The sequence below is a fragment of the Alteromonas sp. KUL150 genome, from assembly GCF_009811475.1.
Lineage (GTDB): Bacteria > Pseudomonadota > Gammaproteobacteria > Enterobacterales > Alteromonadaceae > Alteromonas > Alteromonas gracilis.
The window spans coordinates 1-25140 of sequence record NZ_BLIJ01000061.1 but is presented as its reverse complement, the minus strand read 5'-3'; the positions used below and the strand labels follow the sequence as shown (position 1 = coordinate 25140).

Annotated in this window: 18 protein-coding genes and 1 tRNA gene; 10 read left to right on the top strand and 9 right to left on the bottom strand. The window is 42.4% G+C overall.

Annotated features, from left to right (window positions below):
• Positions 1-5: 5 nt before the first annotated feature.
• Together GVO62_RS14595 and GVO62_RS14590 are read right to left on the bottom strand one after the other, a co-directional pair.
• Complete coding sequence (locus GVO62_RS14595) at positions 6-722, bottom strand: hypothetical protein (protein WP_236547175.1); 717 nt, start codon at positions 720-722, stop codon at positions 6-8.
• On the bottom strand, positions 712-1335 hold the full coding sequence (locus GVO62_RS14590) for a hypothetical protein (RefSeq protein ID WP_159119852.1): 624 nt from the start codon (positions 1333-1335) through the stop codon (positions 712-714). Before GVO62_RS14590 ends, GVO62_RS14595 begins: the two co-directional genes overlap by 11 nt.
• 161 nt (positions 1336-1496) lie before the next feature.
• Here GVO62_RS14590 and GVO62_RS14585 point away from each other — a divergent pair, with 161 nt between their 5' ends.
• The gene (locus GVO62_RS14585; protein ID WP_159119851.1) at positions 1497-2468 is read left to right on the top strand and encodes a tyrosine-type recombinase/integrase; all 972 of its coding nucleotides are present in this window, start codon (positions 1497-1499) and stop codon (positions 2466-2468) included.
• A 469-nt stretch (positions 2469-2937) separates the two neighbouring features.
• Positions 2938-6108 (top strand): TonB-dependent receptor, encoded by a 3171-nt coding sequence (locus GVO62_RS14580; protein WP_159119850.1) that lies wholly within the window; start codon positions 2938-2940, stop codon positions 6106-6108.
• 529 nt (positions 6109-6637) lie between these two features.
• Here GVO62_RS14580 and GVO62_RS19490 read toward each other — a convergent pair.
• Positions 6638-6889 (bottom strand): hypothetical protein, encoded by a 252-nt coding sequence (locus tag GVO62_RS19490; protein ID WP_236547174.1) that lies wholly within the window; start codon positions 6887-6889, stop codon positions 6638-6640.
• On the opposite strand from GVO62_RS19490, the gene GVO62_RS19680 reads away from it, so the two are divergent.
• Positions 6792-6998 carry a potassium transporter TrkG gene (locus GVO62_RS19680; RefSeq protein ID WP_373996023.1) on the top strand — a complete coding sequence of 69 codons (207 nt, stop codon included), beginning with the start codon at positions 6792-6794 and terminating at the stop codon, positions 6996-6998. The two genes, GVO62_RS19490 and GVO62_RS19680, sit on opposite strands and share 98 nt — an antisense overlap.
• Before the next feature lie 54 nt (positions 6999-7052).
• On the opposite strand, the gene GVO62_RS14570 is transcribed toward GVO62_RS19680, so the two are convergent.
• Positions 7053-7691 (bottom strand): RpiB/LacA/LacB family sugar-phosphate isomerase, encoded by a 639-nt coding sequence (locus GVO62_RS14570; protein WP_159119849.1) that lies wholly within the window; start codon positions 7689-7691, stop codon positions 7053-7055.
• 353 nt (positions 7692-8044) lie between these two features.
• Here GVO62_RS14570 and GVO62_RS14565 point away from each other — a divergent pair, with 353 nt between their 5' ends.
• The 3 genes from GVO62_RS14565 to GVO62_RS14555 all read left to right on the top strand — a co-directional run bounded on the left by GVO62_RS14565 (position 8045) and on the right by GVO62_RS14555 (position 12244).
• A complete protein-coding gene (locus GVO62_RS14565; protein WP_236547173.1) occupies positions 8045-10066 on the top strand; it encodes a multiheme c-type cytochrome in 2022 nt (673 codons plus the stop codon).
• 63 nt (positions 10067-10129) lie between these two features.
• Positions 10130-10444 carry a cupin domain-containing protein gene (locus tag GVO62_RS14560; RefSeq protein ID WP_131094903.1) on the top strand — a complete coding sequence of 105 codons (315 nt, stop codon included), beginning with the start codon at positions 10130-10132 and terminating at the stop codon, positions 10442-10444.
• A 279-nt stretch (positions 10445-10723) separates the two neighbouring features.
• Positions 10724-12244: a S41 family peptidase gene (locus GVO62_RS14555; protein WP_159119847.1), complete on the top strand. Its 1521-nt coding sequence runs from the start codon at positions 10724-10726 to the stop codon at positions 12242-12244.
• Between the two features lie 151 nt (positions 12245-12395).
• On the opposite strand, the gene GVO62_RS14550 is transcribed toward GVO62_RS14555, so the two are convergent.
• The 3 genes from GVO62_RS14550 to xylB form a co-directional block, all read right to left on the bottom strand.
• Positions 12396-12471 (bottom strand) — tRNA-Phe (locus tag GVO62_RS14550).
• Between the two features lie 136 nt (positions 12472-12607).
• Positions 12608-13927, bottom strand: coding sequence for a xylose isomerase (gene xylA / locus GVO62_RS14545; RefSeq protein ID WP_159119846.1), 1320 nt, complete (start codon positions 13925-13927; stop codon positions 12608-12610).
• Positions 13928-13999: 72 nt separating this feature from the next.
• Complete coding sequence (gene xylB / locus GVO62_RS14540) at positions 14000-15460, bottom strand: xylulokinase (RefSeq protein WP_159119845.1); 1461 nt, start codon at positions 15458-15460, stop codon at positions 14000-14002.
• Positions 15461-15631: 171 nt separating this feature from the next.
• On the opposite strand from xylB, the gene GVO62_RS14535 reads away from it, so the two are divergent.
• From GVO62_RS14535 to GVO62_RS14525, 3 genes are all read left to right on the top strand, one after another.
• A complete protein-coding gene (locus tag GVO62_RS14535; protein WP_159119844.1) occupies positions 15632-16846 on the top strand; it encodes a XylR family transcriptional regulator in 1215 nt (404 codons plus the stop codon).
• A 29-nt stretch (positions 16847-16875) separates the two neighbouring features.
• Positions 16876-18294, top strand: coding sequence for a sugar porter family MFS transporter (locus GVO62_RS14530; RefSeq protein ID WP_159119843.1), 1419 nt, complete (start codon positions 16876-16878; stop codon positions 18292-18294).
• Between the two features lie 288 nt (positions 18295-18582).
• A complete protein-coding gene (locus GVO62_RS14525; protein ID WP_159119842.1) occupies positions 18583-21441 on the top strand; it encodes an alpha-L-rhamnosidase in 2859 nt (952 codons plus the stop codon).
• A 255-nt stretch (positions 21442-21696) separates the two neighbouring features.
• Here GVO62_RS14525 and GVO62_RS14520 read toward each other — a convergent pair whose 3' ends face one another.
• The gene (locus GVO62_RS14520; protein WP_159119841.1) at positions 21697-22500 is read right to left on the bottom strand and encodes a TSUP family transporter; all 804 of its coding nucleotides are present in this window, start codon (positions 22498-22500) and stop codon (positions 21697-21699) included.
• A 99-nt stretch (positions 22501-22599) separates the two neighbouring features.
• On the opposite strand from GVO62_RS14520, the gene GVO62_RS14515 reads away from it, so the two are divergent.
• A complete protein-coding gene (locus tag GVO62_RS14515) occupies positions 22600-23508 on the top strand; it encodes a LysR family transcriptional regulator (RefSeq protein WP_159119840.1) in 909 nt (302 codons plus the stop codon).
• 211 nt (positions 23509-23719) lie between these two features.
• On the opposite strand, the gene GVO62_RS14510 is transcribed toward GVO62_RS14515, so the two are convergent.
• Entirely contained in the window at positions 23720-24685 is a 966-nt protein-coding gene (locus GVO62_RS14510; RefSeq protein WP_159119839.1) for an integron integrase, read from the bottom strand.
• Between the last annotated feature and the right edge of the window lie 455 nt (positions 24686-25140).

The window sequence follows — 25140 nt, the reverse complement described above, 5'->3', positions numbered from 1 at the left end:
CAAATTTAGCTTTTGAAAACTTCTTTTAAAATAAAAACATGACCAATAGACATTAGCTTTCTATCCCAAACTTTTACATCGATGTCACCATTATAACGAATAAAGTGAGGCTTATATCTGACCTGTACTATCATCGAATTTCGGAAACTATCACGAATTGATTCTACTTTTTTCATAAATAGACGGTCTCGATCTTCTACCCTATTCTTATCGCATGTCACGTTGATTGCGACCATGGGTATAAGCTTGTTATTCGCACGAATATTAGTAATAGTTTCTTTTGGTGAATTGAATAGAAGTGTCGCCATATCTATATCGAGCAGCTGATCCGTTGCTTTGTTTAACGCCTTTTCAATTCTATTATTGTTGTTGTTGGCTGCGCTGGTTCTTACAGCCTTGCACTCAATAAAAGTGGCATGTCTCTTACTGAATAAACCTATATCAATGCGGCCCTTAGATTCATTTCTATTTCTTGTAGCGGTCAGCTCCGAAACTGGCCAAAAGACGGCCTTATCATTTCTTTGTAGATTGTAGGCAGCTTGCATCATGAGTGGTGTCAGCGATATTTCCTTTGCTGCAGTGGGCAGGCACAGTTCCGGCACGATGGGAACAGATTCTCTGTATTCGCAAATTTGTCGGCATACTTCATCCATTAGGTCACGTAGTGAAGCTAGCATGTTATTGGGTGCGAATATTCTCCAATAGTTTTCTTCAATCAACACTTACACTCCTTGCTATGGATTTTACTACGATATTATATAAATCAGACTGGTTAAGCGCTTCTTGGCGAGGGTTGCCGGTACGCTTCTTTGTTTGCTTTGCAGCTCTCCAGCCTTCATTGAACGCCAGCGCGATAATTAATGATAAGCGCTCTCTGTCGTAGTTTTTCAGTCTTTTGGCAAAGCTATCTATCATCAATTCGGTGCTATCAAAGTTTCCTTCGCCTAAACGCTGCTTGGCTAGGCCTACATCGTGTTCATAATCGCGATAGTCCGGTGACAATAAAAAATCTATCGCCTCTTCCAATGTGTCGGCGCCCACCTGCGCTTTAAACTTATCAAGCATATAAAGAGAGTGTGATTTTAATTGGAGGTTTTTTATTCCTCTATTCTCTCTATGTTTGTGCGCTCTAAATCTATTTTGTAGCTTTTTAATGGCATCTTGCGTGATTATTTTTCTAAGGCAATCATAAGTCTTTTTAGGCTCTAAAAAATCACAATCCTGATGATTAATAATTTCTTTTTTCCCCTTTATAAAATCGTCGCTTTTTAAAGATGAAATGAATTTATCAAAATTCTTTTCCATATATTCTTGCCAAATCTTATCTTTGCTCACTACCCTGCCCTGCGCCTGCGTTACTTATAACGCTTTTATATCATGACTATAATCACCCTACTATTGTTATTTTATGTAAGCGTTATATGTAACGCTTTATTTGCTCTTTGTGCTGTGCTACTTTATTATTACAGATAATTATAGTTATATCGATTAATAGCATGGCAAATGAAATCGCGTTAGCGCAAAGCGACTTTTCGCTGAATGAAGAACATCGAACGCTGGTGGTTCAAAATTTAACTGAACTAAGAGACTCGGTGTGGCAAACGATGTCGCTGAATACGCGTAAGGCTTATCAGTCTGATTTCAATCAATACCTCAAGTTTTGTCGTGCGCATGTATTGCCGGCACTGGCAAGTGATTGGAAAATTACTAAGATTGCATGCAAGGCTTTCTTCGATGACCTCATGGCGTCTGAGCTCAAACATCACACCATCAAACGAAAGCTCGCGTCTGTACGCTTTTTCATTGGCGTAAGCGAATTACCCGACCCATGGAAACACTCCAAGCTTTTCAGTCGTTACGTGAATGGTAAGCTTAAAGAAAAACCCGCGGCACAAAAGCAAGCAAAGCCATTAAAGTTAAATGATGTGCGCGTAGCAAATCGGGTGTTGAATGTGGACTCACTATTAGGATTACGCGATGCGGTACTGGTCAACGTAGCGCTCGATACACTCTTTCGTGCATCAAATATTTTGGCCATCACAGTCAACCATATCGATTGGCAGGCAAAGACAGTTTTTGCCCCCCGTTCCAAAACGGATCAATCGGGCGAAGGCCACTACGGGTATCTATCTGACGAGACCGCAGATTTGCTTACAAGGTGGCTAGATAAAGCCAGAATTACTGATGGTTTCGTGTTTCGTAAGCTCTCTCCCAAGCAAACTGTTCAAAAAGAGCCTATGCAATACCAAGCACTATTAAAGAGGTATGAGGCAATTGGTATGGCTATCAACTCCGAAGGTAAATTTACCTGCCACAGCACTCGTACTGGTGGTGTTCTTACACTCATGGAAGCTGATGTACCTATGGCGGAAGTTGTGCTTTCAGGGAATTGGAAAAGCGAAGCTATGGCCATCCGCTACGCTAAACAATATCAGGCAGGGAAAACTGGTATGGCGAAAGTGAGATAAAGAGAATCAAAAAGTTTGTGAAGTAACCCATCCGTTTCCAAAATATATTATCCTCTACAATAAAATGATGGAAACGTCACTTTGATCAATTAACGAAGTCTTTGAGCATTGGTTAAATACGAGCCTAACCTTAGAAAACATCAAGCACATAGCGACCCCGCCTGATTGAATTTGATTAATGTTAAATTATACTTAAGTCTAATTTAGTTTAACTGCTCTATTCATAACACACTGTTTTAATAGAAATAAAAATCATCACAAAGATATTTAAAACAGTTAATTTAAGTAAAGATATAAACTAATAACTCATTAATATTCAATATTAGACTAATGAATAGTCAGTTTTTTGATAAAAATGATGACAAATGACTTGTTTTGATTGTTTCATGTGGTTACTATGGTTTCACAAATCTTTAACAAGGTTTTTAAGAGATACACACCTAAATCACACAACGAAGAGAATGGGTCGATGCAAAACACAAGATCAAATATAAATAGAAAGCTGTTAGGGAATACGGCGGCACTATTATTAACCATTAGCTCTCCCACACTACTTGCTCAGGAAGTTAATACCGCAGTAAATAACGCTCAACAGAAAGTAGATAATAAACCCCAAGACGAAGACGTTGAAGTCATTGAAGTTTCTGGTGTAAGAGCTTCTCTGGAAAATGCACTTAATACCAAACGTAATGCCGCATCTATCGTAGATGCCATCTCTGCTACTGATATCGACGCACTTCCAGCGCTCGATTTTGGTGAGGCACTTCAAGCAATCCCAGGCGTACAACTTAATTCAGATGAGGAAGGAAGACAAAGTACTATAAGCCTTCGCGGATTAGGCAGCGGTTTTGTTAAAACGACCGCCATGGGACAGACATTTGCAACTCCCTCAGGTGCAAGCAACATTAATGCTGTCGGTGAACCAAACCCATTCGCAGCGTTTGAAGCTAGTATTTTTGATGGAGTTACAGTCGTTAAAAGCCCAACAGCTGATCTTCAGGCTGGTGGTATCGCAGGTATTGTAGATCAAAAGTTACAACAGGCTCTTTCAAAGAAAGATGGTTCGGCTTCTGTGAGTTTAGGTGGTCGTTACGAAGATTTAACGGGTAACGTTGATCCTAACTTTAGAATTTCCGGAGTTAAACACCTTATCGACAACAAACTAGGTGTTGCTTTTAAAATTGCAGGGTCAGGACAAACATTTCGACGTGACACCTTTGATATTATCGACTATACATCAGTGGACACTGTAGACGGCGACGTTCGTGCAACTAACATTGCAGAATATCGCGAAAAGTGGGGCTTAGAAGAAGATGCTCAACTTACAGCACCCGCGCGAGGCCGTAACGTTAGTGAATATAGCGATGGTGACAGAATTTCTTTCTCAGGAAATATCGAATACCGGGTAAATGAAAATTTTAAACTTGGTGCTCATTTACTCTTCTCAGAACGTGATTTAGCTGACGGCACTAAAGAAGCAACGACCATGAGTCCAGGCTTTAATACTCGCCGTCGTGACAGAGATAATTTTGATGCGCGTGTAACACTTGATATGGATGCCGCACCATTTGTCTACGATAGAGTCTCAGATGAGGAAGGTGCTCCATTAGTTTACGCCGTGAACTCCTATGATTACACTAACGGTTCATTGCAAACTGAAAACCGTAAAACAACCTTTAGAGAAAAAACGGAAGGCATCATTCTTTACGGTGATTATTTTACAGAAGACTGGGCTTTTGATGGCAAAATTACGCATTCAGAAGCGAGTAACCAGTTCCAAAATGTTGGCTTTACTTTCCTGCATGACCAGGATTGGCGCGACAGCTTTAATTTTACCGATGCAGATGGCAGAAGAAACGGTGTTGAGAGCGTGCCAACAGGATTTAATGGCTCAATCAATTCTGGGAACGGAAACCTAAATGACATTGTAGTACGAGGACAGTTTGACCAACCCTATGTGTACAATGACCTAGTTTGGCAAGAGACAAATTTGAGCGCATCATCGATTAACTCTGTTTCAGACGCTAATCAGGGTAGGAGATTATCTTTTAGGATCACAGGTCGTGTAAGAGATTTGTCTCGAGAAATAAGTAGTGCGGAATTTAATGCTGAACGATTCACAGATTTTGGTCTAGGTAATAAATTGAACTTCGAGTCAATTAAATTTGGAGCAAGGTTCTCTAGGGAGTCTTTAGAAAGTCAAGACTTCAGACAGGGCGTAGCCGGTATAGACACGAGTAATATTTCAGATGGTTTCTTGACCTCTAACATCCTTTCAGCAGACCAGAATGATTATTTTGGCGGCAACATTCCCGGCACATTTGATAATACTTCGGGTTGGATGACGATAGATAACGAACTCGCTCTTCAAACGCTTCAGGAAGGTATCGAAACCGACGTCAATAATATCGCAACAGCGACTTCTTTTACGACACCGTATCAAGAACTCGTTAGAAACAGAACGGGTTTCTGGGATCAACAAGATAGAAATAGTGGTCTTCCGATAAACTTAGGCTTCAACTTTGGTGCGGAGCAAGATATTCTCGCGATGTATGTGATGTCAGATTTCGGTGGTGAGCTGGGCTCAATTCCTTACCGTGGTAATATCGGTGTTCGTCATATTCAAACAGATAATACCTTTGACGGTTTTGAAACACAGGTGGACGATCGTGGTCGTAACGGTGTAGCAGCTCCAGTTACATTTGAAGATGACTACCAGCATACGCTCCCTATGGCTAACATAACGTTCGAGTTACATGATGATGTTTTACTCAGGGCAGCTTACTACGAGGGTATTGTACGCCCCAACTTGCTCGCCCAACGTCCAACAGCTGCCCTGCGCGGTGGTAACCAAACAGTACGATTGGATCTTCCTACAGCAACAGTGCGTCCCTATGAAGCGAAGAACTACGATGTGTCATTGGAGTGGTATAACCGTGAAGGTAGCGCTATTTCAATAGGTTACTTCAAAAAAGACATTTCAAATCTATTTGATTCTGAACAAGGATTCTGTCCAGATCCAGGCACAAACCCTATTGTCGATAGACTACTTGGTGATATTGAACGAACACCTGGCACTAATGGTAGGGAATTTGGCTGTATTCAAACTACGCCAATTATCGATGATGACGGTAACGAAAACTTGAGAGAAGTAAATATTACTGCTCCTATTAACATAGCTGACACCATTACTGTTGAAGGTTACGAAGTTGCAATACAGCAAAAACTAGATTTCCTACCTTATCCTTGGAATGGCTTCGGGGGTGTATTCAACTATACAAGTTTAGACCAAGAAGGCAGCGAAGTTGAGTTAACACGTGTTTCGCCTGAATCGTTTAACGTAATCACATATTGGGAAAACGATGGCATCAGTTTGCGTTTGTCGTATAACTGGCGTGATGACCAAACTCTTAGAGGTGCAAACTCATTCCTTGGCACTAATGCTCGTACCAGAAAAGCAATTGGTCGTTTGGACTTCGTTGGTTCTTATGCGCTCAACAAGAAGACTAAATTGTTCCTCCGTGCTTTCAACCTTACGGATGAGGTTGGCGAAGAGTTCCTAGGAACAGACGAGCGCGCTATTAGCCGTCTAACCTATACAGGTCGTATTTATCAATTAGCGGTCAACTACAGATTCTAATTGACATACTGTTGTATTGGCGAGCGTGCAATGCGCTCGCCTTCTTCCAATAGCTCTTACCATACAGTTCAATTTTTACACATCCCTGATAAATTTCCTCAAGCCGTTTTATTTTTTCGTATCGGAGAAACTTTGCTCATACTCCCTTAGGGTGCGGTAACGTGCTCCATTCTGCTTACACATTTTAATGAACTAATTGCAGCCGTAATTGGCGCTATAAGTTTCAACTAATTATTTACCACAACATTTTATTCAGTACGAATAGCAGATGTTGACGATGTTACAAGTATAGCGACCTTTTTCATAGCAACTATAAGGGCAAGTAAAGCCTCTTCGTTTTACAAAAAACAACAGATAGCTCTTCGCTATGGTAGACATCTTGATTTCAGGCTATGACGCCCTTCACGGCTCGTTTCAACACTATAGATAGTGAGTGCATGAGAAAGTGCTGTTACTTGGCTAACGCTACTGTTGATGCTTATTGGAAGAGGCTCTATAAATACCGAAAGCGGCATAAAGATTGTTGCCTTTATTGTTCGGCCTTACCTATATGCAGTACATCCTCGCCATCGATATTCGGTAGCGCGTAGTCGAGTGAAATTGGTGGGTAAGCGCTAGCGCTTACGTTAATATCACCTATAAACGAATGGGCCTTTTTATCGACAAACGAAAATGCGGCATTTATAGATATTATTTTTGAGGCTATATCGGCTTTAGGTACAGTAGGATTATCACGCGGTTTAACCGGAGAGTTATCTGATGCTGGAAGCCTTGTTATCATATTTTTGATGTTTGTTGGCCGATTGGGCCCACTGACCATTGCGTATTTTCTTACTTGCCCTCGTCAGAAAAGAATCAAGTATCCAAATAGTACGCTACCCGTTGGATAAGAATAAAAACAGGGTAAGGCGTATTGTCCACGCCTTACACTGGCTACAGTTGACTTATGATACGAGCGTTTTGATGTATGACTTGATAGATTCGTCTTTGCCATTTTCAAACAAGCACTTTTGAAAGCGCTCACCAGACACTGCAACTTTTACCAATTCCTGATCAATTTTCTTCAATGTATCGACATAGTTGTCGCATGCCAATGCCGCTTTTAATTCTGAAAGAATACCGGCATTGCGCACTTGAGGCTCGCGTCTTTCAACCGGATAACCAGCTCCGCGCTCACCAGTAAAAGCCTTTTCGAAAATATAACGGGCGTTCAGCTCAGCTCCCCAACCAAAACCTTTCGCAAAAGGAAGCGCTAACGCATTACCGTTATTTACTTGGTTAAACAAAAAGGCGTCAGAAGGATCGATACAATAACCACAGAAAACACCAGGTTGCGCATTCAAAGACATCATAGCGCCCTGCCCGGTACCGCAGCCGGCGATAACGAAGTCTACAGCGCCAGAGTTCAAAAGAGCGCCGGCCATAATCCCAAGGTGTACATAAGTTAAGTGATGATCGGTTTCACTTTCCATACCTACATTATGAACACTATGTCCTAGCGAGTCGGCCACAGAAGTCAATTCTTTAAGAATTACAGGGTTCTTCGCCGCTTGGCTATTTTCCATCATTAAGGCAATCTTCATGACTACTCCTGAATAAAGTTGAATTTCAAACTGATGATATCATCTTTATCTGTCATTAATAAGCAAATTAAGTTAAATCGTAATCTCATTCGTTTTTGAATTTACCTCATTTCGCGCTTTACATACGTCACAAGAGAATGAAAGTTAATCGAATGTTAGCGATCGTACTTCTACCGTGATATTTTATGATTGTATTTTATTGCTTTTGGTTTTCTTAATTAATGTTACGACTGTGCTTTTTACTCACTCTTATTAGTATTTCCTTCAGTTCTTTTGCAAACGAGGCGCACCAGTGTGGTGCTTGTCATGAGAAAGAGCTGACCGATTGGCTAGAATCGGACCACAGTAAAGCAATGGCTATCGCCTCAGAAAACACGGTTTTAGGCGACTTTAATGACTTTACGTTTGAACATTTCAATCAAAAAGCCACATTCTATAAAAAAGGTAAAAAGTTCTATATAAAGTTTCAAGAAGATAAAAAAGAACCGAGGGTTTACGAAGTCAGCTATGTGTTCGGTCACTTTCCTCTTCAAGAATACCTTATCAAAACTGAACAGGGAAAAATGCAGGTCTTTCCATTTGCATGGGACTCAAGAGATAAGTCGAACCGCGGTCAAAAATGGTACCCCATATATCCCGACGAGGAGATAAGCAGGCAGGATAGGCTGCACTGGCTTCAGCCTTTGCAGAATTGGAATGGTATGTGTGCGGACTGTCACTCGTCAGGATTAAAAAGAAACTACGACAGTGAAAAAGACACATTCAATACAGTGTGGAATGAGATAAACGTTTCTTGTCAATCTTGCCATGGTCACGTCGACGACAATCACTATGCTGGTAACCGCTCTTCTCACTCGGTGCTTTCTGAAAGCGAACAGCAAGATATTGGCAACTGGCTTTTAGGTAAAGACAAAAAAATAGCCACATGGGAAGGCCCAAAGCGCGACAATAGCTTCATGGAACGCTGTTTTGCGTGCCATTCACTTCGCACTCCACTCACCGATGGTATCACACCATCTGAACCTTTCTTGTCGCAATTTAAACCCACTTTGCTGACTACCCCGCAATACCATGTTGATGGCCAGATAAAGGATGAAGTGTATGTCTACGGCTCGTTTTTACAAAGTAAAATGTTTGAGGCTGGCGTGAACTGTAACGACTGTCACAACCCGCATACTGCGAAAGTGAAAGTCGAAGGAAATGGCCTCTGTTTACAGTGCCACAAAGCAACAGCATATGATGACGTCGAGCATCATAAGCACGAACCCAATAGTCAGGGCTCACAATGTGTAAATTGTCACATGCCTACGAATACTTACATGGGCGTTGATAAACGGAGAGATCATAGTTTCAAGGTCCCAGCACCGCACCTTACTGAGAAGTTTGGCACGCCTAACGCCTGTAATAGCTGCCACGAAGACAAAAGCCCGCAATGGGCGCAAGACAAAATTCACGAGTGGCATGGCCCGTCAGCGCCTTCACACCCTGCTGAAATGCAATATATGTTATTGCTGAGTGGCGACACCTTGACACTCAATAGTCACTTTTCCTTAGCAAAAAACAAAGCACTGCCTGATATAAAACGAGCGACTGTCGTTTCACTGCTCCCCGCATCAGTTCAAACTCTAGCGTATAAGTATGCCAAAATGCTGGCCAATGACGAGAGCCCCTTAGTTCGTCTAGCATTTTCCGATATTTCATTTCTTGTCGATAAACACAGACGCGTCGAGCTTCTAAAAGCGCTTTTAGCGGATGAATATAAGGCGGTTAGAGTTTCGGCTGCTGAACAGCTAATAGCTTCGGGGGAATTGGCCATTATTTCCGCAAAAGTATTAGACGAGTTATACGAAGCATCTGAACAAAACCTCTGGCGTGGTGAAGGAAACTTAAACGCTAGTCTTATTCAAGCTAATCAAGGTAACTTTGAAAAAGCAAAATATTTTCTTGAGGCAGGTATATCCCGAGACCCATTCTTTGAGCCTAATTACATAAACCTAGCGAATTTATACCGCTCTTTGGGAGATAGCGCTTTAGAGGCAGCAACACTTGAGAAAGGCCTAAATGCCAATCAACACTCACCGTTAATGCACTACGCAGAAGGAATGCGCTTAATACGTAGCCAAGATTTGAATACTGCAATAACACACTTTACCACTGCCACCGATATCGAGCCTACAAACAGCAACTATCTGTATATTTTGGCCTTAGCGCTAGACAAAGCAGGTAATACCAAACGAGCTATTGAGTTGCTAAAAGCACGAAGCCCTAGTGTGGAAGGTCGATACGAATTGCTACAACTCGGATTGGCTTTATCCCAAAAAATGGGGCTCAACGGTGAATCTACATACTTTAGAAAAGAACTAGAGAAAATTTAGCGTCCGTAGATGCGCAGAAATCACGTAATTGATTGTTAAAACACTTTAAGAAGGAAAACTGAAATGTCTGAAAAGTTAGGTGTTGTAGAAGATATGGGTGGCGGTATCAAACGTCAGATACTCGCATACAATGACGATGCTATGGCCGTGAAAGTATGGTTTGAAAAAGGCGCAGAAGGTTACGCCCACAGCCATCGTCATACACAAATTGTTTACTGCGAAGAAGGTGAATTTAACTTCGTCATTGACGGTAAACTCAAGGTATTGAAGGCAGGAGATAGCTGCGTGATCGATCCACATGTTGAGCACGGTACCACTACAGAAACCGGTGGGATCCTTATTGACATGTTCAGCCCAATGCGGGAAGACTTCTTATAAAAAGCAATTAAGAAGTGAAAATTACGTCTTGAAGTAAGGGCCTTCAGTGATGAAGTAGAGTGGTCATTGGAGGTCTTTTCGATTCAAAGATAGCGTTAATCGTCATAAACGTTACTCGGTTTTGCAGTTATTTATTGTGTTCTTCGATAGTGGCTTCTATTCGAATAGTTACTTTTGTGGGTAATATTGAGCTTACATATCTGCTTATGATTTAGCTTAGAATTTATAAGATAGTCGACAGAATACGTGTTTTACAAACAACATAATTAGTTGGCTATCATGCGCAAAACATTCATTCTCTTTTTTGGGCTTATCATTGCTACTTTAATTCTTGATACGATTCATGAGTTCTCTGCTATCACTTGGCAACACAGGGTGGAAGAAGACCTTAAGGTTATTTATAAAAATATTGAGGTTATCCATCCTGGCCTATCGGAAATTGAGGTAGCTAGTTGGCACGAAGAGGGCTATTTAGTTGCAAAGAAAAAATTAGCAGAGATTGATAACATAGAAGACGCTACTGCCGTCGTAAAGTATTATATTAACGGTTTTAAAGACATACACGTAAACTCTGGTCATTATAAGTATTGTATTGGGTGTTTTGTCTCAAACAAATTTTCCTTTAGATTTTGGCAAATAGGCCCTGAAAATCCATCGTGGGCAGGTTATCAACTGGATAATACTTATACAGTTAAGTATGTCAGTCCATCTTGGGATAAAAAATTGCCTGCTGTTGGTGATAAGCTAGCCTCTTGCGATGGGCTTAGCGTCAAAACAATATGGGAGTCACGTATATTACCTTATGTGAACCATAACACTCATTCAGTCAATTCTACCCAAAAAGTAATAAATTTGTTTTCGATGAGATTTCCATCAATTTTTCCGCTCTTGAATTCTCAAAAATGGAAGACCTGTGTTTTTACTAGTGAATCAGACAAAAAAAGCACTTCTTACGATATCAAATGGGCATCATTTGACGCAGAGAATTCTAAGGGCTTACTCATTAATGAAAATATGAATTCACAAGTAGTTAATGTTCAGAGCAACGGTATAATATATATAGCTATACCCTCATTCAGTTTTAATGAAAAAGAAAATCAAATTTTTCAAGATAGATTTTTAAAACGACTGCAATCAATAGAAGAAAGAGAAGCAACAGTAATCGATTTGAGGTTCAATACCGGAGGATCAAGCACTAGAGTCTTTGAAATAATAGAGTCATTAGTTCCAAATCATCTACGTTCTTCCACTACTGTTGAGCAAATATCTTACAATAGATTTCGTATTACGGATGAACTAATTGATGTTTTAGATAAAAGACTAAGGAAAATAGCTATTAGCCAAGAGCAAATTAGTTATGATCAAGTTATGCTAGAACGCTTAGTGAATGTTTCAAAAAAAGCTTTAGCTGGAAATCTCTCTAGCATCGTTTTTCCTGTAGTTTCGACGGAAACATTTTATTCAAATTTTAACAATGTAAGAACGAAAAAGTTTGCGAAAAAAATCTACATATTGACAGACGGTAGGTGCGCTAGTGCATGTGTAGTTTTTCTAAAAATAATGAAGGAATTGGATAACGTTATCCACATCGGTGAACATCCACATATGAGTACTATCTATACAGACCAGATTAGTATTCGTACAAAAAACAATATGAAGGTAAACATTCCATATAGAGCATTGACGCTGTTGGAAGCCTCACAACCTGAAAATTTAGAACCAGATATTAAGTATGAAGGAAATTTTGCAGACCAGGAGCAACTAAAAACGTGGTTTAAGCATGTTATTCAAGAACCGTGACATATACTTCAAATAAATGGCCTTGAAGCCACTAATCATTCTCTAAATGCTATTGTGAAAGGTACAAGGTAAAAGAATTATATGATTCTGTTCTATGGAAATTTTTTAAGGACAAAAAAACCTGAACAAAAATGTTCAGGTTTTCTGTAAATGGTGCCTCGACCCGGGATCGAACCAAAGACACGCGGATTTTCAACCCGCAGCTCTATCAACTGAGCTATCTAGGCACATAAAGTGTGCTATTTAAGCTTGATAAAAACTTTGCGAGCTTTAACAAAGTGCCTGCAAGCTTTTAACCTATTGTTTTTATTGTAAGTGGGCAGAAGTGTTTGCCCTTTTTAACTTGTAGCTGGGTTTAAAACATTATCTGTATATAACCTGATTCACTATGTTTTCTAGCCCTTCTTGCTTTCCAGATACTGGTTTAGGGTCTAAAGATTTGGCTTTCGCGTGCTCAGCTAAAGACTCTAGCGACATATTACCGTCTAAGATTTCTCTGCCGAACACAGAATTCCATTCTGCATAGCGACTCTTAACTTTACTATCCAACACACCGTTAGATAACAATTCGTAAGCTTTCTTCAAACCAAGCGCACAGGTGTCCATGCCACCAATATGACCCAAGAAAAGATCTTCAGCATCAAGGCTTTGACGTCTTAATTTAGTATCGAAATTGAATCCGCCTGACGTATAACCGCCGTTTTTCAGAATTTCGTAACAAATAAGTGTCATTTCTTCTACTGAATTAGGAAACTGATCGGTATCCCAACCAAGCTGCGGATCACCTCGGTTTGCATCAATTGAACCGAAAATATCAAGCGCAAATGCCGTAGCCACTTCGTGATGGAAAGAGTGGCCAGACAAGGTCGCGTGGTTGGCTTCAATATTTACAGCGAACTCTTTTTCCAAACCGAACTCTTTCAAGAAGCCATAAACCGTAGCTGTATCATAATCATATTGATGCTTAGTTGGTTCTTGAGGCTTTGGCTCAATCAACAATAATCCATCAAAACCAATTTTGTGCTTGTGCTCAACAACCATATTCATAAAGCGACCAAATTGTTGGCGTTCGCGCTTCAAGTCCGTGTTCAAAAGCGTTTCATAACCTTCACGGCCACCCCACAAGACGTAGTTTGCACCGCCGAGGGTTTTGGTCGCATTCATCGCATGGTAAACTTGAGTAGCAGCCCGAGTGAAGATTTCTGGATTTGGGTTCGTTGCCGCGCCAGACATATAGCGAGGATGGCTAAATACGTTAGCGGTTCCCCACAAGAGTTTCATACCGGTTTCTTCTTGCTTACGGGCTAAGACATCTGTCATCTCCCCAAAATTGCGAATGTAATCTTGAATAGCGTCGCCTTCTGGTGCTACGTCAATATCATGAAAACAATAAAATGGCGCACCCAACTTTTCGAAAAATGAAAACGCTACATCGGCTTTTTGTTTGGCTCTCTCCATGGGATCACCCGCAGTAAGCCAAGGTCTATTAAACGTGCCGCCTCCAAATACATCGGCGCCATCCCAACAGAAGTTATGCCAGTAGCACACTGCAAAGCGAAGGTGCTCTTCCATTGTTTTACCACCAATCACCTCTTGGGGGTTGTAGTGCTTGAACGAAAGTGGGTTCGTTGAATCTGGCCCTTCATATTGTATAGAAGGAATGCTTTCAAAATAGTTGCTCATAGTATTTCCTTTGTAGTCCGCACCATATTGATACGTAACAGTCACTTACAGTTTTTAACTCAAACCGCAACATTACGAATAAAATGTCTCGACGGCGTAGTACAATTCTCTAAACTTCTGCCGTTTATTGAGGTAATTGTCATGAATCTTTTTGTTCGGTGTGTATGTCGCCTCAAGCTTTGGCTTAAAGCATATGTCTGAAAGGTCGGCATCCGGATTGGCAGCGAGTTGGGCCAGCCGAGCTGCTCCAAGAGCCGGACCAACATCCCCGCCCTCTCTGTACTCCAGTTCGTAACCGCTGATATCGCTAAGGAGCTGACGCCAAAAAGTACTTCTTGCGCCTCCACCTATAAGGCTTATTGACTTTGCAGTGACACCACTTTGATGCACCGCGTCAATGCCGTCAGCAAGTGCCATCGAAACCCCTTCTATGACAGCTCGTGCCATATGAACCCGCTCAGTCGATGCCGATACCCCAAAAAATGCGGCCTTAGCTGAAGGGTTATTATGAGGTGTTCTTTCGCCCGTTAGATAAGGGAGAAAAACAGGTGTTTGAGTGTCATGGTGGCTTGTATTTTTCTGTACATCGTCAATCATAGACCCGACTTCGGCATAACCACTTTGCTTTGCATACCAGTCTAAGCAACTCGCCGCGCTGAGCATAACCGACATCATATGCCAACGATTAGGAATAGCATGGCAGAAACTGTGAACAGCCTGAGCAGTATTTACGGTAAATCGATCAGTTACGGCAAAATAAACACCTGATGTTCCAAGTGATAGCATTGCGTGACCAGGCTCATAAATTCCACACCCAATTGCCCCCGCGGCATTATCGCCAGCACCACCAGCAATAATGACATCCTGCATTCCCCAGCGTGCCTGTAGTGAGTCTTTTAAGTGCCCTGTAATGCTGCTGCCCTCATAAAGAGAAGGCATGTTGTCGACGCTCAAGCCGCAGGCTTTTAATAGTTCTTCATCCCAACTACGAGACTCGGTATTGAGCCAAACGGTACCGGCGGCATCCGACATATCAGACCCAAACTCACCGGTAAGCTGATACCTTAAAAAATCTTTCGGAAGCAGAACTTTGTCTATTTTAGAAAAGATTTCTGGCTCATTTTTTCTTACCCAAACAATTTTGGGGGCAGTGAAACCTGCCATTATGAGGTTGCCGGTACGAATAGACGAGTCTGGCACTAAGCGAGTTAGCTCTTCACACTCGTTGGTACTTCGACCGTCGTTCCACAATATTGCAGGTCTTAAAACGTTCCCTTTACTATCCAACAACGTCGCACCATGCATTTGACCGCTCAAGCCGATTGCTTTGACGGTAGATAAACTGTTCTTATCACTCAACTCATCAAGACAGTCACAGGTGGCCTGCCACCAGTCGTTAGGATCCTGCTCCGACCAAAGGGGATGCGGCATAGATACGCTAAGCGGACGGCTTACTGAATGAACAATCGCTCCAGCTTCGTTGGTTAACACAGTTTTCACACCAGAGGTGCCTAAGTCTATTCCTATGTACATCGACATTTCTCATAAAATAAGCGCTGATGTACGAATGTTGATTACTAAAAGCGTTTATATCAATTACGAAATTTTGTAATCGTTTTGTTAATTACAACATCCTGGTTTAGTATCACTAAACAAATAATCATAATAAACGTTACGTAATTTGTTTATACGTAGGAAGCTAACATGTTCGAAAAAGCGCACAGTATTACGCTACTTCTGAATGCGAGTAAGATATTCGACAGACAAATTATCGAAGGGATTGGGCGGTACCTCCAAACATCAGATGCAGATTGGGATTTGTATTTAGAAGAAGATTTCTTAACTCGGCTGGAGCATTTAGATGAATGGCGCGGTGACGGCATAATTGCCGACTTCGATAACCCTGCGATAGAGCGCGCATTGACTAGTACATCTGTACCAGTTGTTGGCGTAGGGGGCTCTTATCAAGACAAAAGCAATTACCCCAATGTGCCCTATGTTGCCACGGATAACTTTGCGCTCGTAGAAGCCGCATTTGAACACTTACGCCAAAAGGGTATAGAGAGGTTTGCGTTCTATGGTAGCCCAATTAGTGAAGGGCAGCGGTGGGCGCAAGAGCGCGAAAACGCAATGTTAGCTCTTACTAAGCAGCATGGATATGAGTGTTATGTTTATCGTGGTCATGCTGTGAGGGCCGAGACTTGGCAATATTCTCAAAAGAGGCTTACCGATTGGCTTAAAAGTTTACCTGCGCCTACCGGGATTGTAGCTGTTACAGATTCCCGAGCTAGGCATCTACTCCAAGCATGTGACCATTTAGACCTGCTCATTCCAGAGCGATTTGCCGTTATTGGAATCGACGACGATGAACTTACGCGATTCTTGAGCCGAGTTAGTTTGTCCTCTGTTAGACAAGGTTGTCTCGAAATGGGTTTTCAAGCTGCGAAGCTACTTCACAGACAACTAAAAGGGCACGCGCCTAAGAACACCCAGTTACTCGTCCCCCCTGTTACCGTAGCGGCAAGACAGTCAACAGAGTTTAAAGCCATCAAAGACCCTCTTGTAATGCAAGCGTCGCATTTTATAAGAATGAATGCCTGTAAGGGTATAAAAGTTGACCAAGTGCTGGACCACGTAGGCATTTCAAGGTCTAACTTAGAGGCCCGTTTTAAAGAAGAGCGGGGCCATAGCATTCACACCGAAATACACAACGAAAAATTAAACAGAGCATGCAGAATGTTAAAAGAGACCGACGCGCACAGTAGCGAAATAGCAAAGCGCTGTGGCTATCCTTCGGTTCAATATATGTATGCGCTTTTTCGTAAACACTTTGATCAAACTCCTGTTGAGTACCGCCAAGCAGCGCAACCTGATTATTTAGAAAGTGAATCAGAAAGCCCGCTTATCAACATCTCCTAGATTAGGACTATAACAATAGAGAAAACAATATGGACACGACATTAACCAATAACACTCCTAGTGAATCGACAAACACTGGGTTTATTCTCTTCATAACTATCGTAGCGACGATAGGAGGGTTCCTTTTCGGATTCGATAGTGGCGTGATAAATGGCACTGTTGATGGGCTGCAAACCGCTTTTAATTCTCAAAGTGTAGGCACTGGTTTCAATGTATCCAGTATGCTTTTAGGATGTGCCGTGGGTGCTTTTTTTGCTGGACGCTTAGCTGATCAATACGGCCGTAAGTCTCTACTGCTTGTTGCCGCTATTTTCTTTTTAATAAGTGCTTGGGGTTCAGGTGTAGCCACAAGCAGTGTCGAGTTTGTTCTTTATCGAGTTATCGGGGGCCTTGCTGTAGGTGCAGCTTCAGTCATGGCGCCCGCATACATCGCAGAGGTATCACCAGCAAAATATAGAGGTATGCTCGCCTCTATACAGCAAATAGCTATTATCGGGGGCCTTTTCACAGCCTTTCTGAGTAATTATTTTCTTGCTGATATCGCTTCAGGCTCTACTCAAAAACTTTGGTTGGATTTTGAAGCTTGGCGCTGGATGTTCTGGATGGAGATAGTGCCAGCATCACTTTTTTTCATAATGCTTCTATTCATTCCTGAAAGTCCACGTTTTCTGGTGGTCAAACAAAAAACGGTAGAGGCAGGCTCGGTACTTAGTAAGCTATATGGAACACGAGCTCAGAATAAACTTATGGAAATAGAAGCATCACTATCTGACGATCATAAGCCTCAGTTGAAGGATTTAATCGATAAAAGCTCAGGGAAGTTGAAATCTATAGTATGGATTGGCATTGGTTTAGCTGCGCTACAGCAACTCGTGGGTATAAACGTTGTTTTTTACTATGGAGCTGTACTATGGCAAGCCGTAGGCTTTTCTGAGTCTGACGCATTACTAATAAACGTTATAAGTGGAGCTATAAGTATAGCGGCATGCATTGTTGCTCTCGCCGTGATCGACAAAGTGGGCCGTAAACCATTGTTAAAGTGGGGGTCTATTGGCATGACAGTTACGCTTGCCGTGCTCGCCATTGCCTTCTTAAATGCTGAGCAGTCTGTTGATGGGAAGTTATCTCTAAACGAATGGGGCCCAATAGCCTTGATTGCAGCGAACCTCTATGTTTTCTGCTTTAACTTCTCATGGGGGCCTGTGATGTGGGTAATGTTAGGGGAAATGTTCCCAAATCAGATAAGAGGTTCAGGCCTTGCTGTTAGCGGCTTAGTCCAATGGTCAACAAACTTTCTAATAACTTGGTCATTCCCGATGTTGCTTGCAGGTATAGGGCTCGCAGGTGCTTACGGCCTCTATGCGCTTTTCTCACTGCTGTCGATTGTATTTGTTGTACGTTATGTCTATGAAACTAGAGGCGTAGAACTTGAAGATATGCAGGGCTAATTACCTGTCCTAAAGAATTAGGCTTTTGCAATTTAGTTAAATAGGTGCCTCGGTGAATGCTTGCTGGCACCTAGTTACTACTCTTTCTAAGTAAAACTTGTGACACCGTAAAAGAATTTTGGTAGCAGCTCTCAAGTAGTTAGTTACGTCAAAGCCCTTACATATTGAAAGTGCTTTTTTTTGCGACGACTAATTTTGAAAAATAGCTACAAATCTTGGGTATCAATCTTCAAGAAGATTGCCTATTCATCATGAACCTTTAAATTGTTATGAGAAGAGCAAAATTACATGTTAAGACACCTTACCTTTGTCGCCTCATTGCTTATATTAGTTGCTTGTACCCTTCCTGAACCTGAATCAAGTTCCAGCAAAGTACAATATAATGAACAACCACAACCTAGTAACTTACTAGTTGAAGATAATATCCATCCGCTTAACGTTCACAACGAAACTCCAAGGTTATCCTGGCATGCCAATGTTGAAGCGCAAGAGGCTTTCCAAATACAAGTCGCTACTACTCAGGACAAACTAGTTTCTGGCTTTCCAGATCTTTGGGATAGCGAGAAAATCATATCTAGTATTTCTGTTAACGTTCCCTATCAAGGTCCGACGCTAGAGGCAAATAGCAAAGCCGTTTGGAGAGTTCGAGTCTGGTCAAAAGGCGCCGAAACGCCCGGTGAATGGAGCCCCCCCTCATACTGGGAAATGGGGTTACTTAAAAAATCCGACTGGCATGCCAAATGGGTACAAGTTAAAGAGCGCGATATAGCGAAGATAACAGAAGACAGGCTGAACTGGATAAAATATGCAGCCAATATTCACCCCAATATTACTGAAAAACTACCGGAGAGTGCTTTCAAAAAGCAGCTAGGCGTTGTTGAACAATTAAAGCAGCAGCCGACTGCCAGCTTATTTCGTCACTCATTTACTACAGAAACTGGCAAAAAAATCGCGAGAGCTAAACTTCACAGCACAGCTGGTGGGTACTATGAAATATTCTTAAACGGACAGAAGGTTGATGATCGACTTGCTGACCCGGGTCAAACTGATTTTGATAAGCGTATTTTATATAACACTGATGAAGTCAGCGATTTACTATTAAACGGTCAGAATACTATCGCCGTTCATCTTGGGAGCGGCTGGTACGACGAGAACATTGCCTTTAGCAAATGGTCTAACCCAGACGCAGCTAAGGATAAGAGAAATCAGAAAACCTTATCCTATGGACAGCCGAAATTCATAGCCCAATTAGAACTTATTTATGAAGATGGAAGCAGTCAAATTGTAGCGTCTAATGAAAACTGGATATCACACCCTTCACCTATTTTAAAAGAAGGGCTTTTTTCTGGAGAGCTTTATGACGCCAATGAAGCTGTTGAAGAATGGAACGTAAATACATCTGCAAATAATCTACTTAACTGGCAACCGGTTGAAGCCTTGGATGAATGGCCTACTGAATCATTGGAACCACAGCTTCTGCCGCCAATAAGAGCAATAAAAAAATTAGAACCTATTAAGCTTTATCAACCGCAAAAGAATGTTTGGGTTTTCGACTTCGGACAAAACTTCACTGGTATACCAACATTAAACCTAGAAGCTCTAAATTTAAAACCAGGGCAAGCTGTCCATATGCGCTACGGAGAATGGGCAGACATAGACGGTAATTTAAGCCAAAAGTCTGGGGGAGGTGCACCACTTCTAAAACAGGTTGATACCTATATAGCTTCTGGAGAAGACGCGCAATTTTGGAGTCCGGTTTTTACTTGGCATGGTTTTCGTTATCTAGAATTAACAGGCATAGACTTTGAGCCAGATTTGAACGCCGTACACGGACATCTAGTTCGAAGCGACGTTGAAATTGCTGGGCAATTTAAAAGCTCTAGTAAATTACTAAATAAAATTCATGGCATGGCGCTGTGGAGTTACGAAGGAAATTTAATGGCGCTACCGATGGACTGCCCAATAAGAGAGCGAGCTGGGTGGACAGGTGATGCACATGCAGCGCTGATTACTGGTAACTACAATTACGACATGCAAAACCTCTGGGCAAAATATTTAGGTGACTTCGAGACATCAAGTCACATCGCACCGGCAGTCGTTCCTGGCAAACGTTCACACGGCGAAAAGTACGATTGGGCTGTAGCTGAAGTCATTATTGCTTGGGAGCATTATCGCCATCATGGTGATATCCAAGTAATCGCCGAACAGTACGATAGTATGGTGGAATACATGGACGCTGCGGAGACACAACTAACCGATAACCTTCTGCGCGATGGCTATGGTGACTGGTGTGATCCAGTTCGAGTACCCGGGATGACGCGCAAACGCTGTAATCCTGAATATACTCTACCAACGATGACGACATCTGGCTTTTTAGCACATGGCGCCGACCTAATGGCTAAAATGTCTACGCTTCTGAATAAACCGGAAAAAGCTAAACACTATAGTGCTTTATTCGAAAGGATTGCCTCGCAATATCACAAAGAATTTTATAACCCAAAAACCGGGCATTATGGGAGCCAAACCGCTGACGCCATGGCACTTAGATTCGGTATTACCCCTATACACTTAAGGTCTTCTGTTGCCGAAGCACTGAATAAAGATGTTGTGGAAAGCTGGAATGGTCACGGCTCTATTGGCGCATTGGGTCAAACTTATGTATATCGCGCACTGAGTGATTACGGTTACGGAGATACTGCTTTTGGTATATTTACGGCTCAGGGCTATCCAGGTTACCAGTGGCAATTCGATAATCTCAAGGCAACAACCCTATGGGAGCGTAAAGGCGTATGGGATCCAACTAAAGATCCAGAAGGTAGAAACCCACCGGGACGCTCATTAAACCACCCTTTTCACAGTGGATATGACGGTTGGTTTTACGAGGGTTTAGGCGGTATTCGACCACTTGGTGACAACCCCGGATACCAACATTTCGAACTATCACCTGTATTCCCCAAAGACCTAGAATGGGTTGAAGTGAGTTATAAGACGGGCTATGGGAAAATAGTGAGCAATTGGCAACGCCGTGGCAATACAATTCATTGGCAATTCGAAGTGCCGAGCAATTCGTCAGCCATGGTTTCATTGCAGGATAAACCAAGCCGTATATATGGAGCTGGGCAACATTCAGTGACGATTGAACAATAAAAATATATATTGATGTGTTAAAAAGCGCCGTTTTTATACGGCGCTTTTTTAGTTAGAGAATAGAAATTTTAGCCTAAGTCGTAAGGCCGCCATGTGCCATTAGCAGCCGTCCAAATTTTTAATTAAACTTCCGAAGAGTACGCAAAGCCGCCGTTGGCGCATTGAATAGTGAGTGGAGGCGCTCTGCACGAGATGGCGGTAATCTGTGAGCTTTAGCTTTAGGGTAGTTGCAGCCTGTGTAATACAGGCATTTATTTAGACATTAGCAAAGTTCTCGTAAATCAGCTTGCTGGTCATCAGAACGGTCACCGAGATAAACACTGGACGCACTAGCCGCGTGCCAAAACGCATCACAAACTTGCTGCCGACCACAGAACCGATAAGCTGTCCGGCTGCCATCAACAAGCCAAGCTTATAGTCCACCTGGCCCAAAGCGATGAACAGGATCAGAGAAATCATGTTACCGACCAGGTTTAACGGCTTGGTCGCCATTGTGGCCTGCTTGAGGGTATAACCTAACAGAGCAACAAAGCCGAGCATCCACAGCGAACCGGTCCCCGGGCCAAAAAAACCATTATAAAAGCCAATGAGCAATCCAGCGACCAGCATAAATTTACGGTTAGGCCATTTTGCCTCAATGGCCTCGGTTGCTTTTAAACGCCTAGAGAAAATGGAATAAAGGGTAATCGCCACCATTAACACCGGGAGCAAAACTTCCAGCGCCGCCTTATCGATCAGGCTGACCGCCACAGCGCCGGATAAAGCCCCGATTGAAGTGAACAGCACCCCCATCATCATTCCCTGTAACGGAAACTGACGGCTGGCAATAAACATCAGCGAGGTTGTCAGTTCCCCAATTACGGCCTGTAACCGGTTGGTCCCCAAAACCACCATGGGTGGCAAGCCAGCCAGCAATAAACTCGGCACAGTGATCAAACCGCCACCTCCGGCGATGGCATCTACTACCCCGGCAATAATGGCCACAGCAAATAAAAACGCGTATACCCATTCGCGGTGAGACAAGAGTTCACCACCACTCAAAATAACGTCACTGTGCATGTTTTCCTCACATCAATGGCAGACAGAGCGCTATTTGTATCACTGGCTAGCATGTGGTTAAATTAATATATTATTATTTAATCATTAAGGTTTAACTTAATGGTCAGTTCTCAAGATATCGAATTCTTTATTAACATCGCCGGCAGCCGCTCACTGGCGGCGGCCGCACGTAAACTCAACGTCACACCGCCGAGCGTATCGCAGCGTTTGCAGCACATTGAGCGCAAGCTGGGGGTAAAACTCGTTGACCGCAGTGCGCGTTTTATTGCGCTTACCCCGGAAGGCGAAACCCTGGCACGTTGTGGGCAGAACCTGCTGCAAGATTTAGAACACCTGACGCAGGAGGTCACTGACAGCAAACGGATGATTTCTGGTGATATCCGCTTAGTGGCGTCTTTGGGGTTCGGTGAAAAGCACATCGGGCCATTGGCGGCCGAATTTCAGCGCCAGTATCCGCTGACCAGGATTGAACTCAACCTGTCAGACAACCCCAGGTGGGCACAGCACAATAGTCCGGACATAATGTTTTACATCGGTCACTTGCAGGATTCCTCACTTAAACGACTTATCCTGGCCAAGAACCGTCGTTTAATGCTTGCTGCACCTGACTACTTACAATCCGCTCCACCGCTAACCACGCCGAAAGATCTGGAGCAGCACCGCTGCATTGCGCTGCGCGAAAATGATGAAGATGCCACCATGTGGCGTTTGGCTGACATCAGCAACGGACAAATCACCAGCGTGCGTGTCAATGCGGTTCTGGCCAGTAATGTCAGTCAGGTGACGAAAGATTGGTGTATTAAGGGAGAAGGAATCATTCAACGTTCGGAATGGGATGTAAAACAAGAGCTCAAAGCAGGCACCCTGGTGAGAGTCCTGCCGGAATACCAGTTAGCCGAAGCCGATATTGTCGCTCTGGTGGCGTCTGAGCGTCTGCACCGCTCCGATAAAGTCAGCGCCTTTCTGGAGTTTGTGCAGTATCATTTACCAGCCCGCCTAGCCATTTAGAGTGAATTTGGTTTTAGTCAATTTGGCACTAAACTAACACTAAACCTCCCTTTAACAGATCATGAGCGTTGGCTCCTTATCTGGAGGTGCCTCTGAAAATGTACAGGCTGAAAAGTACGTTAAGCGGACATTCACTGACAAATGCAATGCAGATTTATTTAGATGAAAAGCGGTTGCTCAAAATTATTTATTACAACCGCTTTAGTGACGGTTAGTTTCGTCTATCTAATGGACTTATTGTGCCCGAGGAATGCTGGCCAATAACATGTGTATAGATTTGCGTGGTTCTCAGGTCATTGTGCCCCAGCAACTCTTGAACTGTTCTTATGTCAGCCCCAGAGAGAAGAAGTTGTGTTGCAAAGGAATGCCTAAACGTGTGTGCGGTAACATGCTTTCTTACTCCAGCTTTCTTAACCGCTGCTCGTAAGGCTTTGGTTAACGATGTCCAGTGCAAATGATGACGACAGTAGTAACCATCTACTGGGTGTTGACACCGAGTAGCCGATGGAAAAATATACTGCCATTTCAACTCTTTAATCGCATACGGATATTTTCTAGCTAACCCTGTTGGTAGACTGGTTTCACCGCCACCTTCAGCAAGATCTCTTTGATGGATAACCGCTACTGCATTGATTTGCTTTTTGAGGGCTTCATGAAGGTTGTTGGGCAACATAGTTACGCGGTCTTTGCCTCCTTTACCGCGAAAAACAAAAACACTTTTTCCCTCAAAGTCGATATCTTTAACGCGTAGTTTAAGCAGTTCTGCTTTTCGCAAACCGCATCCATACAGTAACGAGAAAGCTAACTGATACTTCTCACTCATGTGACTGATGATAGAAAGTGTTTCCTCATGGCTAAGTACTGTTGGTATGCGTTTGGGAGCGCGGGCCCTAATCGTGTCTGGCAACAAGGTTAGTTCGCGTTCAAACACATGTTTGTACATAAAGACAATTGCACACAGAGCGAGATTTTGGGTCGATGAGGTTACATGCCGCTTAACAGCCAAGTATGTTAGGAAGTTTGTCACTTCCTGCTCACCCAATTCTTCAGGGTGACGTTTTTGATTAAAAATAATAAAACGCTTTATCCATAGTAAGTAGGTTTTTTCGGTCTGAATTGAGTAATGCTTAGTCCGCAAAATAGCACGAATTTTTTCTATGAAAGGGCTTTGACCCATAACTATCCTCCAATAAATGATGTTGTGTAATTACTGAGAAGTCTCAGTAAGACGCATCATAAAATTGGATAAATGGAGTTGTAGCCCAGTAGATACAGAAGCATTGGTCAGTTTATATTATGTTATTAATAAGAGTTCATAGTAACCACACAAGAAATTTCCTCAAAAATACGCTGTAAGCCCCAGTTCTAGAGACAATAGAGCACAGTTTAACTTTGGATTTAATGAGAAGTCTTAGTAATCAGCAAATTTAAGCATATAAAACCGATAACTTATTGATAATGAAATATTAGCTTACAAAATGTGCCCGTTATTAAAGAGAATTCTTAGTAATATGCATCAAAGATGTTTAATTTAATTGTTATCAGTCTTGTAAGAGGATGATATCCAATACATTTGTGGAGTTTTGTTGCGTGAAACCTACTGCGTGTTACAGTGAAGTCTCCATAATAAGA